We start from the raw sequence: 16,376 nt of genomic DNA on the forward strand, positions 1-16,376 counted from the left end.
CATGATGTCCATGCCACCTGACCGCTATCTGGATGCTCACATGAAAATTTCCCGCACTCTCGCCTCCCTCCTGTTTTCCGCCGGCCTGCTGGCTAACGCTGCGGCCGCCGCTGCCGCGCCTGCCGGCAGCTATTTCCGTTTTCCCGCCGTACGCGGCGACACCGTCGTCTTCACGGCCGAAGGCGACTTGTGGAAAAGCAGCGTGCGCGGCGGCGCGGCGCAGCGCCTGACCACGCATCCCGGCTATGAAACGAACGCGGCGATTTCGCGCGACGGCCAGTGGCTGGCGTTTTCCGCAGCCTATGAAGGGGCACAGGAAGCGTATGTGATGCCGCTGGCGGGCGGCTTGCCGCGCCGTATTTCCTTTGATAATGGCGGCGTGCTGGTACTGGGCTGGACGGCGCAGGGCGAAGTGCTGGTCAGCACGCAAAATACGGACGGTCCCGCTTCGCGCCGTATCGTCGCCGCCATCGATCCCGTGAAACAGACGCGGCGCGTGTTTCCCGTGGCTGACGCCAATGACGCCGTGCTCGACGATGCGGGCAAGACGCTGTTCTTCACGCGTTTCGGCCTGGCCATGACGAACGACAATGTGCGCAACTACCGGGGCGGTGCGCATGCCACCCTGTGGCGCTATGACCTCGATGGCAAGGGCGAGGCCGTGCGCATGCATACGCTGCCTGCCGTGTTGGAGGGTAACAACAAGCGCCCCATGTGGTGGCAGGGCCGCGTCTATTACATCAGCGACGAGGGCGGCAGCGATAATTTGTGGAGCATGCTGCCCGACGGCTCCGACCGCCGCGCGTTGACCAGCCACACGCAGTGGGACGTGCGCAACGCGGCGCTGGGCGATGGCAAGATTGTGTATCAATTGGGCGCAGATCTGCGGCTACTGGACCTGGCCGCAGGGACGGATTCATCGCCATTGCCGATCAGCCTCGTGTCCGACTTCGACCAGCAGCGCGCGCGCCAGATCCGCTCGCCGCTCGATACCTTGAGCAATGTGCAGCTGTCGGGCAAGGATGAGCGCATCATCTTGACTGCACGGGGCCGCGTCAGCATCGCCGGCACGGGCAGCCTGCGCCGCGTCGATATCGCCATTCCCGAAGGAGCACGGGCGCGCGATGCCGTCTTTTCCAGCGATGAAAAGTCCGTGTTCGCCATCGTCGACACGAGCGGTGAAAATGAAATCTGGAAGTACGCCGCCGATGGTTCGGGCAAGGGCGAGCAGCTGACGACGCAGGGCGACAATCACCGCTGGAAACTGTATCCGTCGCCGGACGGACGCTGGCTGGCGCACACGGACAAGAAGGGCCGCTTCTGGCTGCTGGATCTGGCCAGCAAGGGCAACCAGCTGATCGACGACGCGGGCAAGGCGGGCGTGGACAAGCACGACGAAGTGCAATGGTCGCCCGACAGCCGCAACCTGGCCATCGTGCGCGTGGCCAGCAATGAGCAGCGCGAGCAGATCGGCCTGTACAACCTCGCCTCGAAGCAGTTGCAGTTCGTCACCAGCGACCGCTATACCTCCGCTTCGCCCGTGTTTTCGCCGGACGGCAAGTGGTTGTACTTCATGTCGGCACGCAATTTCCAGCTGGCCAACGGGTCGCCGTGGGGCGACCGCAACATGGGTCCCGTGTTCGACAAGCGCATCGGCGTGTATGCGCTGGCGCTGCAGCCGGGCAACCGCTTCCCGTTCCAGCCCGACGATGAGCTGAGCCGCCCGGGAGTGAAACCGGCCGAGACGGACGATGAAAAGGCGGCCGAACAGGCGGCGGAAAAAGCGCTGGAGAAAGCCGGCGGCAAGACGGCCGTCAGGAAGACGCCCGCCGCGCTGCCGGATGTCGTCTTCAAGGGACTGGCCGAGCGCCTGTATGAAGTACCGCTGGCGGCGGGCAATTACAGTGCGCTGGCCATGGATGACAAGCGCCTGTATTTCCTTGAGCGCGACAGCGGCGAGAACAAGTCCAGCCTGAAAACGCTCGCCATCGGCAACACCGGCTCCAAGCCGGAACTGCTGGTGGCCAATGTGCGCGAATTCGACCTGGCGCAGGATAAAAAGCATTTGTACTACAGGACAGCCGCAGCTACTGGGCCGGGCGAGATGCTGGTGATCGAGGCGGGCGCCAAGCTGCCGTCCGACCTGTCGAAGGCGAAAGTAAAAGTCGACGACTGGACGTTTGTGTCGAATCCGCGCCTGGAATGGAAGCAGATGTTCAACGACGCCTGGCGCTTGCACCGCGACTTCCTGTACGACGCGAAGATGCGCGGCGTGAACTGGAAGGCGGCGCGCGACAAATATGCGCCGCTGGTCGAGCGGGTCACGGACCGCGCCGAACTCAATGATTTACTCGGCATGATGGTGGCCGAAGTGGGCGCCCTGCATTCGCAGATCCGTCCCGGCGAATTGCGCCGCACGGAGCAGGAAGGCACGCCGGCCGGCCTGGGCGCCGTGCTGGCGCGCACCAGCGAGGGTTACCTGGTCGAACACGTCTACCGCAGCGAGGCGGAATTGCCGTCGGCGCGCGCCCCGTTGTCGCGCCCCGAAGTGGATGTGAAGGCGGGCGACGTGATCACGGCCGTCAACGGCAAGGACGTCTTGGGCGCGCGCGACATCAGCGACCTGCTGCTGAACCAGGCCGACAAGCAGGTGCTGCTGCAGGTCCAGCGAGGTAAAGGCGCGCCGCGCGCCGTCATCGTCACGCCCGTCAACATGGCGAAACAGACGGCGCTGCGCTATGGCGACTGGGAATTGAGCCGCGCCGAGCAGGTGGCTGCCGCCTCGCAGGGGCGCATCGGCTACCTGCATTTGCGCGCCATGGGCGCGAACGACATCGCATCGTTTGCGCGCGACTTTTACGCCAACATCAACCGCGAAGGCCTGATCATCGATGTGCGGCGCAATAACGGCGGCAATATCGACAGCTGGATCATCGAAAAACTGCTGCGCAAGGCCTGGGCCTACTGGGCGCCGCCGGGCGTGCAGCCCTCGTCGAACATGCAGAACACCTTCCGCGGCCACCTGGTGGTGCTGGTCGATGAACTCACGTATTCGGATGGCGAGACCTTCGCCGCCGGCATCAAGGCATTGAAACTGGCGCCGCTGGTGGGCAAGCGCACGGCCGGCGCGGGCGTCTGGCTCAGCGACAATACGCGCCTGGCCGACAATGGCATGGCGCGTGTGGCGGAAAACGGCCAGTTCGGCGTCGATGGCCAGTGGCTGATCGAAGGCGTGGGCGTGGTGCCGGATGTCGAGGTGGAAAATCCGCCGCACGCCACCTTCGTCGGCGCCGACCGCCAGCTGGAAGTGGCGCTCGACATGCTGGCGAAAAAACTCCAGGAGCAGCCGCGCCCCGCCTTCCAGGCGCAGCCTATCCCCGCGCTGAAGTAGGGGGCTACAGGCCGGTGACGGCCTTGAACTGCTGCGCGCGGCGGCGTGATACTTCCACCACGCTGCCGTCCAGCAGGTGCAGGTCGAGGCCATCGGCCGCATTCGGCGCCACTTGCGCCACCTGCGCCAGGTTGACGATCTGGCGCCGGTTGGCGCGCAAGAACAGGGCGGGGTCGAGCTTTTCTTCCAGCTGGTTCAGGGTGCGCAGCATCAGCGGCTGGTACGCGCCGAAATGCACGCGCGTGTAGTTGCCTTCCGATTCCAGCAGGCGGATATCGTCAAACGCGACAAACCAGCAGCGTTCCCCATCCTTGATGAAAACCTTGCGCGGCGCGGGCGGCGGCGATGCTTGCGCCCCCGCGCCGGCACGCGCCAGGGCCGTGGCCAGGCGTGCCGCCTGCACGGGTTTTTGCAGGTAGTCGAGGGCGCTCACTTCAAACGCCTGCAGCGCGTACTGGTCGAAGGCCGTGCAAAAGATGACGTCGGGCGCATCATCCAAGGCGGCCAGCAGGTCGAAACCGGAGCCGCCCGGCATCTGCACGTCGAGCAGCAGCAGGTCCGGGCGCAGCTTGCCAATCTGCGCGATGGCGTCGGCCGCGCTGGCCGCCTCGCCGACGATCTCCACGGCGCCGCGCTGCACATGCGGCGCCAGCAGGCGGCGCAACTCGGCGCGCGCCAGGCGCTCGTCATCGACCAGCAGTATCTTGAGCGGCTGACCGTTCATGCCAGCTCCGGCAAATGGATGGTGGCATATACCCAGCCCGCCTGCTGGCGCAGTTCCAGGCTGGCGTGCTCGCCGCAGGCCAGCTGCAAACGCTGGCGCGCATTGCGCAGGCCGATGCCGGTGGAGCCGGACGCGCCGCGCAGTTCGCCCGTGTTGGCCACCTCGATCTGCAGCGCGTCCATGCCTGCGCCACGCCGCGCCGCGATGCGGATGTCGCCGCCATCGGCGCTTGTCTCCACGCCGTATTTGACGGCGTTTTCCACCAGCGTTTGCAGGGCCATGGGCGGCACGCGCACGTGATCGATGCCGGGGGGGATGTCGAAGCTGACGCGCAGGCGCTCCTCGAAGCGTATTTGTTCGATCGCCAGGTAGGCGCGCACGGCGTCCAGTTCGGCCGCCAGCGGCACCGTCGCATGCTGGCTGGACTGCAGCGCGTGGCGCATCAGGTTGGCCAGCTGGTCGATCATGTGCGCGGCCGCCTCGCGGTCTTCGAAGATCAGGGCGCGCACGCTATTGAGGCTGTTGAAGAAAAAATGCGGATTGACTTGCGCCTGCAGGGCGCGCAGTTCCGCTTCCCGTCCATGCAGCTGCAGGCGCAGGGTTTCCGCTTCCAGGTGGGCGGCGCGGCGCAGCGACAGCGTGGTGAAGTAAAACACCGTCCAGGTCAGAAATACCCCGAACCAGAACAGCAGCGCGCCGGGCAGCCATGCCAGGCCGCGCAGCACATCGGGCGGATACATGACGTGGAAGGCGGCCGTCACGCTGGCCGTCTGGATGGCGGCCAGCAAGGCCAGCGAGGGCAGGATGCGTTTCCAGCGCAAGCCGTTCGCCGCCCAGTCGCGCCGGCGCAGGATGCCATGCCACAGGTGCGACAGCAGCAGCCCGCCCAAGGACCCCCAGCAGGAAATCGTCACGACGATGCGCAGCTGCGAGGAGCCGCCATACACGCTGTTGAACAGGGTGAGTGCGCTCCAGCCGGCCAGCTGGAAGGTCCAGTATCAGTTGATCCTGGCCAGCAGCGGCGGCCGGTGCAAGGGCGCGTTCACGGTCTAGTCCAGGAACTGTTCGATGCGCGCATACATCCAGTCCGGCTGGTCGTACATGATGAAATGGCGCGCCGTGTCGGCCAGCGCGATTTTTACGCCCGGCAGCTGTGCATACTGCTGCTGGAAGGTCGCTTCGATGGCGGCGCGCGGCGCATAATCCTTGTAGGCGATCCAGGTGCCCAGCACCAGCGTGGGCGACTGCACTTTCGCCACGTCCTGGCGCAGGTCGCTGGCCATCAGCGTGCCCATGGCGCGGATGACCGTTTCGCGGTCCGAGCGCTGGCCCCAGCCGACGATGCGCTCCACGTCGGCCGGCGCCGTCGCCATGCCGGCAACCGTTCGGCGCTGGCTGGCGCTGGCGGTCGCTGCATCCTGGGTCCGCATGGCCGATTGCATCTGGCTTGACATGGCTTGCAGCTGTTCCGGCGTGATGGAGGGCATTTGCACCGCGCCCAGCGCCGGCAGCGAGTCGACGATCAGCAGCTTGCCCGTTTGGGCCGGATGGTCGATGGCCATTTTCAACGCCAGGAAGCCGCCCAGGCTATGCCCGATAATGGCTGGCCGGCCCAGTTTCTGGATGCTGATGTAGTCGGCCAGTTGCTGCTCCGCCTGCGCCAGCAGGTCGCCTTCGATGGGCGCCACGCCGGCAAAGCCGGCCAGGGTCAGCACATGGCAGGCGCGTCCTGTCTTCGGTCCGCACAGGCGCGCCACCGTGCCTTGCCAGACTTCGCCCGAGGATGCCAGGCCGGGAATCAGGATCAGCGGGCGGCCCTGGCCCGTGACCTCGATCGTGAAGGCCGTGGGGGCGGCGGCCCGGCTGGCGCCCGCCAGCAGCACGGTACTGAGCAAGATCAAAGTTTGCAATGTTCGTTTCATGATGTGTTCCTCCTTGACGACGATGCTAGCGGGCCAGGCGCCGCACCGCCAGTACCGCGGGATGAGCGGCGGCAGGCAGGGATGAACGGTGCAAAAGATGCGGGTGCCGCTGCCGTACCAGTGCTGGCAGGCGCGGCGCATCGTTTTGAGTCATGGTCGTTTCCGTGCTTGAACATTCAGCCGGCGCGCAGGCGGCGCCACAGCGTGGTGCGGCTGATGCCGAGGTAATGGGCGGCCGCGTCGCGTCGCCCGCCGAAGCGCGCCAGTACGGCGCTGGCGCTTTCGTCTTCCGGGCGCGGCGGTGCGGCGGCAGCCGGTGCCGCCAGCACGCTGGGCGCGGTGGCGCCGTGATCCAGTTCCGGCGCCACGCCCAGCACGAAGGCGGGGGTGAGCGCCTGCAGCGGTTCGGCGGCCAGGAACAGCGCCAGCCGCTCGGCCAGGTTGCGCAGTTCGCGCACGTTGCCGGGCCAGTCGTAGCGGCGCAGCAGCGGCGCGCAGGCGATGATTTCCGCGTGCAGATTGGGGTGCGGACGGGCGCCCAGCGCGGCCAGCGCGTTTTTCAGCGACCATTCGGCCAGGCCTGGAATATCGCTGGCGCGTTCGCGCAAGGCGGGCAAATGCAGGCGCAGCACGGCCAGGCGGTAGAACAGGTCGGCGCGGAAGCGGCCTTCGCGGATGCGCTGTTCCAGGTCGCAGTGCGTGGCGCTGATGATGCGCACGTTGATGGCGATGGGCCGCGTGCCGCCCACGCGCACCACTTCGCGCTCTTCCAGCACGCGCAGCAAGCGCGTTTGCAGGGCCAGCGGCATTTCGCCGATTTCGTCGAGGAACAGGGTGCCGTGGTTGGCCGCTTCGAACAGGCCCGCATGGCCGCCCCGGCGCGCTCCCGTAAACGCCCCGTCCTCGTGGCCGAACAGTTCCGATTCCAGCAGGGACTCGGCGATGGCACCGCAATTGATGGCGATGAAGGGCCGGTTCGCGCCCAGGCTGCGCGGGCTTTCGCGGTGGATGGCCTGCGCCACCAGCTCCTTGCCGCTGCCCGTTTCGCCCTGGATCAGCACCGTCGCCGGCGAGCGCGCATACAGCACCACCGACTGGCGCAGCGCTTCCATCGCTTCCGATTCGCCGCGCAGGTCGTGCAGGCCGTGGCGCGCGCGCAGGGTGTCGGCCACCACCGCGCGCCGTCCCCGGTTCGATTCGATCTGGGTCAGGCGCGCCAGTTCCAGCGCGTCGTCGAAGGCGCGCCGGATGGCCGTGGCCGAATACACGAAGACGGCGGCCAGCCCGGCTTCCTCGGCCAGGTCGGTGACGAGGCCCGCGCCGACGACGGCTTTGACGCCCGCCGCCTTCAGTTCATTGATCTGCGCGCGCGCGTCTTCCTCGGTGGCATAGGTGCGCTGGGCGATCTGGAAGCCGAAGGTGGCGGCAAATTCGGCCAGTTCCGGCATCGGATCCTGGTAGGTGACGACGCCGATGTCCGGCGAGATGCGCCGCGCGCGCGCCAGCGCCTGCATCACGTCGTAGCCGCTGGCCTTGGCGATGATGACGGGCACCGACAGCCGGCCTTTCAGGTAGGCGCCGTTCGAGCCGGCCGCGATGACCGCGTCGCAGCGCTCGGTGGCCATGCGTTCGCGGATGTGGCGCACGGCGTCGTCGAAGCCCAGGTTGATCGGTTCGATCGTCGCCAGGTCGTCGTATTCGAGCGTGATGTCGCGGAACAGGTCGAACAACCGTGAGACGGAGACGGTCCAGATGACGGGTTTGTCGCGGTGGTCGAGCGGAGGTTGGGGCGGGCGGCGCATGCTTTATTCTAAACGATTTGTTTCATTTTCTTGCCATGCAACGGCATTGCAACGAGCGTGTTGCAACTGGTCTGTGGCGTTTCAGATATTGCCAATAAGGAATATGAAAAAACCCCGGGAAACTGGTTTATGATCTAACAGCACTATGATGCCTGACAAATATATTGTTCAAGTGCATTCCGACCGCTAACAACCGACCCATGGTGTCCATGAACCGCGTACCGACCAGTCCCGATTTCATCGCCGATGCCTTGCAGCTGATCGCCTTGCCCGCCTGCGCCTGCGATGCCTGCGGCATGGTGGTCGCGGTGAATGGCGCCTTGAGCGCCTTGCTGGGCAGGGATGTGTCGGGCCGCCTGCTGGCCGACTGTTTTACGGACGCCTACCGCGCGTCGAGCACCAGCATGCTGCGTGGCGCGCTGGGTGCGGCCGGGCGCGAGCGGCACTGGGACAGCAGTCTGGAGGGAATCGATGCGGCCATCGCCGTGCAGGTATGGGCCAAGCCGCTGCCGGTGGGCGATGGCTTGCCGGGCGCGACCCTGGTGTTTGCCGACATCAGCGTGCAGCAGCGCGACCAGCAAGCCTTGCGCAAGACCTTGCTGGAACAGCAGGCCATCCTGGAAAGCGCGGCCGTCGGCATCGTGTTTTCCAGGGGCGGCTTCATCGAGGAGTGCAATATCCGCGCCGCCGAGATGCTCGGCTATGCGCGCCACCAGTTGACGGGCATGCCGGGCGCGGTGCTGTATCGCTCCGCCGAGCATTGCCGCAACCTGGGGCTGGAAGCGGCGCCGCTGCTTTCCAAGGGCAAGCCGTACCGCACCGAACTGGAATTGCGGCGCCAGGATGGCACGCTGTTCTGGAGCCGGCTGCACGGGCGCGCCGTCGATCCCTTGAATACCCATGACGGCACCGTATGGATCATCGAAGATATCAGCGACCACCGGCGCGATGAAGACCAGCTGCGTCGCGCCATGCTGGAAATGCAGGCCGTGATGGACAACGCGCCGCTGGCCATCGGCTTCCAGCGCGACAAGGGCGTGCTGCGCTACAACCGCCGCTTCGCCGAATGCTTCGGCTTCGATGGCGACAGCGGCGTGGGCCTGGCCGTCGCCGACCTGTACCCGTCGCGCGCGGCCTACGAGAACGTGGTGCGGCAAGCGTCGCCTCTGCTGCGGCGCGGCCAGCCGTTCCAGGGCGAGATGGAGATGCGCCGCCGCGACGGCTCCACGTTCTGGGCGCTGGCGTATGGCTACGTGCTGAACCCGGAGAGCCAGACCGACCGCGGCTTGCGCGACACGATCTGGCTGTTCGACGACCGCAGCGCGCAAAAGGCGGCCGAGGAGGCCACGCGCCAGCTGATGCTGGAGCAGCAGGCCATCCTCGACAATGCATCCGTCGGCATCCTGTTTTCGCGTTCGCGCCTGGTCCTGCGCTGCAATCCCCGCTTCGCCGAAATGTTCGGCTACGCGCAGGAGGAGATGACGGGCCTGCCCGCCGCCGAGTTGTTTCCCTCGCCCGCCGCCTACGCAGCGTTTGGCGTGCAAGCCACGCCGCTGCTGGGGCAGGGCTTGCCGTACGAGCAGGATGAGACGCTGTTCCGCCGCCGCGATGGCAGCCTGTTCTGGTGCCGCATCCGCGCCAAGGCCGTCGACCAGGCGCACAGCGAGCAGGGCACCATCTGGATACTCGAAGACGTCACGGACAGCCGCCAGGCGCAGATGGAGGTGGCGGCCATCATGACGAATGCCTCGGTGAGCATCCTGTATACCAAGAACCGCCAGATCACGCGCTACAACCTGGGCTTTGCCGCGATGTTCGGCTACAGCGGCGACGAGGCGCTGGGCCTGCCCGGGCGCGCGCTGTACGTGTCGCAGCAATCCTACGAGTTGCTGGGCGCGGCGGCCTTCCCTTTCCTGTCGGTGGCCAAGCCGTTCCAGACGGAAGTGGAAATGATGCGCCGCGACGGCACGACCTTGTGGGCGCAGCTGATCGCCTATGTGGTCAATCCGGACGATCCGGCCGCCGGCACCATCTGGATCATCGAGGACCGCACGGAAGCGAAGCGCGCCGAAGAATCCTTGCGCAATGCGCTGCTGGAAAACCAGGCCATCCTCGACAGCGCCGTGCTGGGCATCTCGGTGGTGGAGGGCGGCTACAATTTGCGTGCCAACAGCAAGATGGAAGAGCTGTTCGGCTATGGCCCCGGCGAGATCAACGGCCTGTCGGTGCAGGCCCTGTATCCGGACGTGGCCGCGTGGAAGACGGCACGCGGCGAGACGGCGCGCGACTTCGAGGCCGGCAGGGTGCACATGTCGGAATACCAGCTGGTGCGCAAGGATGGCAGCCGCTTCTGGGCGCGCCTGTCCGGCCGGCCGTTCGACCTGGCGCATGCGCATGGCCGTTCCGTGTGGCTGGTCGACGACGTGACGGCGCGCCGCGAGGCGGCCGAGGCGGTGCGCCGCGCGCGCGACGAACTGGAGCTGCGCGTGCACGAACGCACGGCTGAACTGGCCGGCGCCAATCTGCTGCTGCAGGGCGAGATCGCCGAGCGGCGCCAAGCCGAGGCGCGCGTGCACCACATGGCCTACCACGACAACCTGACGGGCTTGCCGAACCGCGCGTTGCTGTCGGACCGCCTGGAGCGGGCCATGCTGTCCTCGCAGCGTTCCGGGCGCAAGCTGGCCGTGATGTTCATCGACCTGGACCGCTTCAAGACCATCAACGATTCGCTGGGCCACATGACGGGCGATTTGCTGCTCAAGGAAGTGGCTGCCCGGCTGTGCCGCGCGGTGCGCGCCAGCGACACGGTGGCGCGCCTGGGCGGCGATGAATTCGTCGTGCTGGTGCCGGGCATCCGCGACACCGACGAGGCGGCGCGCGTGGCCGAGAAGGTCATCGAGGCGCTGACGCCCGCTTTTCCGCTTGATGGCCATGTGCTGCACGTGACGCCGTCGATCGGCATCTGCGTGTATCCGGACGATGGCGGCGATGTCGACGCCCTGATGCGCCATGCCGATGCGGCCATGTACCACGCCAAGGGCAATGGCCGCAATAATTACCAGTTCTTCACGCAGACGATGAACCAGGCGGCGGCCCTGCACTTCGACCTGGAAAGCAGCTTGCGTACGGCGCTGGCGCTGCAGCAGTTCGAACTGTTTTACCAGCCCATCATCGATATCGCCACGCGCCGCCTGCATGGCATGGAAGTGCTGCTGCGCTGGCGCCGTCCCGGCCATGGCCTGGTGCTGCCTGACCGCTTCATTCCCATCATGGAGGAAAACGGCTTGATCGTGCCGGTGGGCGAATGGGTCATGCGCCAGGCCTGCGAGCAAAGCATGGCCTGGCAGCGCCAGGGCTTGCAGCCCGTGCCGCTGGCGGTGAATTTGTCGCCGCGCCAGTTCATGCACAAGGGCCTGGTGGCGGCCATCGGCGACGTGGTGCGGGAAACGGGCATCGATCCGGCGCTGCTGGAATTCGAGATCACCGAGACGGCGCTGATGCAGCACGGCGAGCATACGCTGGAGATTTTGCGGCAGATCAATGGCATGGGCCTGCGCCTGTCGATCGACGATTTCGGCACCGGCTATTCCAGCCTGGCCTATCTGAAACGCTTCCCCGTGAAAAAGGTCAAGATCGACCGTGCCTTCATCAAGGACCTCGAGCACAGCGCGGAAGACCGCGCCATCGTGGCGGCCATTATCGCGCTGGCCGACAGCCTGCAATTGTCGACCGTGGCCGAGGGCGTGGAGACGGAAGAACAGTTCGCCCTGCTGCAGGCGAACGGCTGCCGCTATGCGCAGGGCTATCTGTTTTCCGCGCCCGTGCCGGCAGCGAATGCGCAGGTGTTATTGGAACGCGTATCTGGTTAGTCGATGGTGGCGACGACGGGCGCATGGTCGGACGGCTGTTGCCAGTTGCAAGTGGTCCCCTGTCGATGATGCCCGCATCGGTCAGTCGATAGTGGCCACGACCGGCGCGTGGTCGGACGGCTGTTCCCATTTGCGGGGCACGCGGTCGATCACGCAGGCCGTGCAGCGAGCGCTCAGAGCAGGCGAGAGCAGGATATGGTCGATGCGCAGGCCCTTGTTCAGGCGGAAGCCCAACTGGCGGTAGTCCCACCAGCTGAACGATTTTTCCGCCTGCTCGAACAGGCGGAAGGCGTCCGTCAGGCCGATGTCGAACAGGCGTTGCAGGGCGGCGCGTTCCTTGTCCGAGACCAGCACCTGGCCGGCCCAGGCGACGGGGTCGTGCACGTCGCGGTCGTCGGGCGCGATATTGTAGTCGCCCACGACGGCCAGCTGCGGGTGCTGCAGCGCTTCTTCGGCCAGCCAGTCGTGCAGGGCGGCCAGCCAGCCCAGCTTGTACTCGTACTTGTCCGAGTCGACGCTCTGGCCATTCGGCACGTAGGCGCAGACGACGCGCACGCCACCGATGGTGGCGGCCAGGATGCGCTGCTGCGCATCTTCATAGCGGGGATTGTTCTTCACCACGTCGGTGATCGGCAGCTTCGACAGGATGGCCACGCCGTTGTAGGTTTTCTGGCCGCTGAAGACCACCTGGTAACCAGCCGCCTCGATCTCGGCGACGGGGAACTTGTCATCCGTGAGCTTGGTCTCTTGCAAGCAGAGTATGTCGACCGGATTGTCGGTCAGCCACTGCAGCACTTGCGGCAGGCGCACTTTGAGTGAGTTGACATTCCAGGTGGCGAGTTTCATGGTAAAAATCCTTGCTTGAATAGGTATCGATAAGCGCGAATCTTACCGCATGCGTGTCGCCGGCGTGCTGCCCGCCGCTGGTCGCGCAAGCACCTTATTTTCCTACAGGGAAAAAGAGTGTTAATAAAGTATTTATATTTAGCCAATCGTGGCGCATGAATATTATGTTTTTGTGTATGATTGATCAACCCCTATGTTTGATTTGGCATAAGTGGCTGGCGTGGCAGGCTGCGTCTCGCCGTTTAACGCGACAATGGTGTAAAGTTTCTCGCTGAAACGCGATAAAAACTACTAAAATGGCACAATGTAACAACTGTGTCACACCGCTTTGTTACAGCCAAGTTGAGAACCGAACAGGAAGCAGTTGTAATTAGTTGTAATTGCTATTCCGATTACATGACCACTGTGCCGGGGCGGAGCGTCAATTCCGTTCCTGGCGCCGCCAGACTTGTTATATAAATTGCAGTACTATATCTATGAGACTGTTTTGCGACATCAATAGATGGTACTATTTTGAAATGTTGCAGTTTTAATAGTGAGACTTGCGCGTAGCATTTGCAAAGGAAGAAAATGCGAACTGCATTTGAAGCGTGGGCGCAGCGTGACGGCCACATTGTGCGGCGAAGAGAAGACAAACCGGATGAGTACCTGATTTTCGAGACCCAGCGTCGCTGGGTTATCTGGCAGGCAGCTCTGACGCATGGCAAGACGGCGGCCAAGCCGCGCGTGAGCGCGGCCGAAAAGGCGGCGAAAGCCCAGCGCGCGCTGGAAATGTCCTCCGATGAGGCGACCGTGCGCAACAAGGTGCTCAATGAAGTGCTCGATGCCTTCAGCGGCGCCGATGGCGCTGCCGGCATGGAAGGCATACTGAAAGTGATCCAGGGCCTGAAGATGAAGCAGAAGGCACTGGCCGACGACAAGAGCGAAGATTCAACGGCTTGAGGGGACGGCGATGCGTTATCGACACTACAAGGGTGGCATTTATGAACTGGTGTGCGAAGCCACGCTGGAAGCGGACCTGACGCCGATGATCGTGTATCGCGCCGCGGACGGTTCCATCTGGACCCGGCCGAAAGACGTGTTTTTTCAACTGATCGAAGTCGAAGGCGTGATGGTCCAGCGTTTCGCTCCCATCAACTGATGGCCGCCTGCGTGCGTGCCCGGGATTATCTTCATGCGTAAATTGCTGTCTGCCGCTTTGGTGCTGGGCTTTGCCTGCACCGCGGCACATGCCGAAACCATCGGTTCGGTCGACACGGTGTTCAAACTGATCGGCCCTGACCACAAGATCGTCGTCGAAGCCTACGACGATCCCCGTGTCGCTGGCGTCAGCTGCTATCTGTCGCGCGCCAAGACCGGTGGCATCAAGGGCGCCGTCGGCCTGGCCGAGGACAAGGCCGATGCGGCCGTCGCCTGCCGCCAGGTGGGGCCGCTGCAATTCAAGGGCAAGCTGCCGCGCCAGGAAGAAGTGTTTACCGAGCGTGCCTCGATCTTCTTCAAGCACGTGCGCGTGGTGCGCATGGTCGACAGCAAGCGCAATGCGCTGGTCTATCTCGTGTATTCCGACCGCCTGATCGAGGGCAGCCCGAAAAACAGCGTCACCGCCGTCGCCGTGCCCGGCGACCAGCCGATTCCCGTCCGTTAAGCGAGCTTCCCATGCGCGTGCCATCGTCTGTCGCCCTTGTAGCCAGGACGCTGCTGCTGTTTGGCCTGGGCGGCTGCGCCACCTTGACGGGCAATACCGAGCAGATGGTGCTGGTGCAAACCATCCAGGACAACCGCGAGCTCAATGGCGCCGGCTGTATCCTCAGCAACGACGTGGGCAAGTGGTTCGTCACCACGCCCGGGCGCATCACTATCCGCAAGAGCCAGGAACCGTTGAAGGTCGATTGCCGCAAGCACGGTTCGCCCGCCATCGCCACGGACGACCACATCGACCCCAAGCTCAATGGCAGCGTCTGGGGCAATGTCATCCTGACCCTGGGCGTCGGTTATTTCGTCGACCGCAATACGGGCGCGGGCTTCGACTATCCATCGGTCCTGACCATCGTCATGCAAGACCCCGCGCGTCTGGCACCGCCGCCCGCGCCGGTTTCCGCGCCGCCGCCGCCGGCCGCCGTGCCGGAAACGGTGGTGCAGCCGAAGGTGGCGCCATCGCCTTTGCCCAATCCCGTCGTCTACTGATTCACTTACACATAAAAAAGCCGCCAGGGTCAGTGACCGTGGCGGCTGCTTCGCGACGCCGATAGCGCAGGGCGCTATCGGCAGGCGTCAACTTAGACGCGGTTGATCAGGAACGTGGTCAAGAGTGGTACTGGACGGCCGGTCGCGCCCTTCGATCCGCCCGATTTCCATGCCGTACCGGCGATGTCCAGATGCGCCCAGGTGTACTTCTTGGTGAAGTTTTCCAGGAAGGCCGCTGCCGTCACCGAACCGCCGCCTGGCGTGCCGATGTTGGCCAGGTCGGCGAAGTTCGACTTCAACTGCTCGTTGTAGGCCTCTTCGATCGGCATGCGCCATGCCGTGTCGCTCGACTGCTTGCCTGCTGCCAGCAGTTCATTGGCCAGCTGGTCATGCGCCGCATCGCTGCGCGTAAACAGGCCGCTGTTGTGGTGGCCCAGGGCGACGACGCAAGCGCCCGTCAGGGTGGCGATATCGACCACGGCTGCCGGCTTGAAACGTTCGGCGTAGGTCAGCGCGTCGCACAGCACCAGACGGCCTTCGGCATCGGTGTTCAGCACTTCGATGGTCAGTCCGTTCATCGAGGTGACGATGTCGCCCGGCTTGGTGGCGCGGCCCGACGGCATGTTTTCGCACGCGGCGATGACGCCGATGACGTTCAGCTTCAGGTTCATTTCGCCGATGGCGCGGAAGGTGCCCAGCACCGAGGCGGCGCCGCACATGTCGTACTTCATTTCATCCATGCCAGGACCGGCCTTGATCGAAATGCCGCCCGTGTCGAAGGTGATGCCCTTGCCGACCAGGACCACCGGCGCATCCTTGGCTTTGCCGCCCATGTGCTTCAGGACGATGAATTTCGGCGGCTGTTCGCTGCCGTTGGTGACGGACAGGAAGCTGCCCATTTTCAGCGCTTCGAGCTGTTTGCGGTCCAGTACTTCGACTTCAAACTTGTAATCCTTGGCCAGCTGCTTGGCCGTGTTGGCCAGGTAGGTCGGATTGGCGACGTTCGCCGGCAGGTCGCCCAGGTTGCGCGTCAGGTCGGAACCGTTGGCGATGGCGATGGCTTGCGCCAGCGCGCCGCGCGTGGCTGCCGTTGCTGGTGCCGACAGGACGATCTTGCGCACGCCTGCTGGTGCCGGATCTTTTTTGCTTTTTTGCGAGTCGCAGCGGTATTCGCTGTCGTGGGCGGCTTGCACCACGCAACGGATTGCCCAATTTACGTCGCGCTCTTTCACTTCCGTCAGCGGTAATGCGATAATGGCGTCCGCAGCACCCAGCGAGCCGAAAGCCTTGAGGGCCGCTTGTACACCGGTAGCGAAGCTTTTTTCGCTGACAGTTTCATCGCTGCCCATGCCTACCAGCAGAACACGTTCGGCGGCGACGCCATCGACTGCGCGCAGCAGCAAGGTGCTGCCTGGCTTGCCGCTGATGTCGCCGGACTTCAGCGCAGCCGAAATCGCACCCTTGCTGTCCAGCGATTTTGCCGCTGGCGACAGTTTTTTGTTTTCGAATACCGCAACCGCGATGCATCCGCTTTTGGCCGTGCCGAGGGTGCTCTTGGTATCGAATGCTTTTATGCTAAAGTCCATTTGGTTCTCCGTTTTCATTTACTAGTAACGTGTTACTCAACTAACTGACCCG

Annotated in this window: 12 protein-coding genes; 6 read left to right on the top strand and 6 right to left on the bottom strand. The window is 64.5% G+C overall.

Translation table 11 applies throughout. From position 1 onward, the window contains the following. Window positions 1-40 precede the first annotated feature (40 nt). Window positions 41-3,391, top strand: coding sequence for a S41 family peptidase (locus K0F86_RS05710; RefSeq protein WP_257572000.1), 3,351 nt, complete (start codon window positions 41-43; stop codon window positions 3,389-3,391). A 4-nt stretch (window positions 3,392-3,395) separates the two neighbouring features. On the opposite strand, the gene K0F86_RS05715 is transcribed toward K0F86_RS05710, so the two are convergent. The 4 genes from K0F86_RS05715 to prpR form a co-directional block, all read right to left on the bottom strand. Continuing rightward, window positions 3,396-4,115: a LytTR family DNA-binding domain-containing protein gene (locus K0F86_RS05715; protein ID WP_219133411.1), complete on the bottom strand. Its 720-nt coding sequence runs from the start codon at window positions 4,113-4,115 to the stop codon at window positions 3,396-3,398. Continuing rightward, window positions 4,112-5,062, bottom strand: a complete 951-nt coding sequence (locus tag K0F86_RS05720; RefSeq protein ID WP_257572001.1) for a sensor histidine kinase — start codon at window positions 5,060-5,062, stop codon at window positions 4,112-4,114. Before K0F86_RS05720 ends, K0F86_RS05715 begins: the two co-directional genes overlap by 4 nt. Window positions 5,063-5,164: 102 nt before the next feature. Beyond that, complete coding sequence (locus K0F86_RS05725; protein ID WP_219133412.1) at window positions 5,165-6,037, bottom strand: alpha/beta fold hydrolase; 873 nt, start codon at window positions 6,035-6,037, stop codon at window positions 5,165-5,167. A 176-nt stretch (window positions 6,038-6,213) separates the two neighbouring features. Further along, complete coding sequence (prpR, locus tag K0F86_RS05730; protein ID WP_219133414.1) at window positions 6,214-7,839, bottom strand: propionate catabolism operon regulatory protein PrpR; 1,626 nt, start codon at window positions 7,837-7,839, stop codon at window positions 6,214-6,216. A 209-nt stretch (window positions 7,840-8,048) separates the two neighbouring features. On the opposite strand from prpR, the gene K0F86_RS05735 reads away from it, so the two are divergent. Beyond that, the gene (locus tag K0F86_RS05735; protein WP_219133416.1) at window positions 8,049-11,708 is read left to right on the top strand and encodes a bifunctional diguanylate cyclase/phosphodiesterase; all 3,660 of its coding nucleotides are present in this window, start codon (window positions 8,049-8,051) and stop codon (window positions 11,706-11,708) included. Between the two features lie 81 nt (window positions 11,709-11,789). Here the strand turns inward: K0F86_RS05735 and xth are convergent, their stop codons facing one another. Continuing rightward, entirely contained in the window at window positions 11,790-12,554 is a 765-nt protein-coding gene (gene xth / locus K0F86_RS05740) for an exodeoxyribonuclease III (protein WP_219133418.1), read from the bottom strand. 570 nt (window positions 12,555-13,124) lie between these two features. Between xth and K0F86_RS05745 the strand changes: the two genes are divergently transcribed. Genes K0F86_RS05745 through K0F86_RS05760 form a run of 4 tightly spaced genes read left to right on the top strand, consistent with a single transcriptional unit; the run spans window position 13,125 to window position 14,738 of the window. Further along, entirely contained in the window at window positions 13,125-13,496 is a 372-nt protein-coding gene (locus tag K0F86_RS05745) for a hypothetical protein (RefSeq protein ID WP_096234395.1), read from the top strand. 10 nt (window positions 13,497-13,506) lie between these two features. Beyond that, window positions 13,507-13,695, top strand: a complete 189-nt coding sequence (locus K0F86_RS05750; protein ID WP_034782199.1) for a DUF1653 domain-containing protein — start codon at window positions 13,507-13,509, stop codon at window positions 13,693-13,695. A gap of 33 nt (window positions 13,696-13,728) precedes the next feature. Further along, complete coding sequence (locus K0F86_RS05755; RefSeq protein WP_219133420.1) at window positions 13,729-14,199, top strand: CreA family protein; 471 nt, start codon at window positions 13,729-13,731, stop codon at window positions 14,197-14,199. An 11-nt stretch (window positions 14,200-14,210) separates the two neighbouring features. Continuing rightward, window positions 14,211-14,738, top strand: a complete 528-nt coding sequence (locus K0F86_RS05760) for a hypothetical protein (protein ID WP_219133421.1) — start codon at window positions 14,211-14,213, stop codon at window positions 14,736-14,738. A 92-nt stretch (window positions 14,739-14,830) separates the two neighbouring features. Here the strand turns inward: K0F86_RS05760 and K0F86_RS05765 are convergent, their stop codons facing one another. Next, window positions 14,831-16,324: a leucyl aminopeptidase gene (locus K0F86_RS05765; RefSeq protein WP_219133423.1), complete on the bottom strand. Its 1,494-nt coding sequence runs from the start codon at window positions 16,322-16,324 to the stop codon at window positions 14,831-14,833. Window positions 16,325-16,376: the final 52 nt, after the last annotated feature.

It is taken from the genome of Janthinobacterium sp. UMAB-60, from assembly GCF_900095235.1.
Classification (GTDB): Bacteria; Pseudomonadota; Gammaproteobacteria; order Burkholderiales; family Burkholderiaceae_D; genus Janthinobacterium.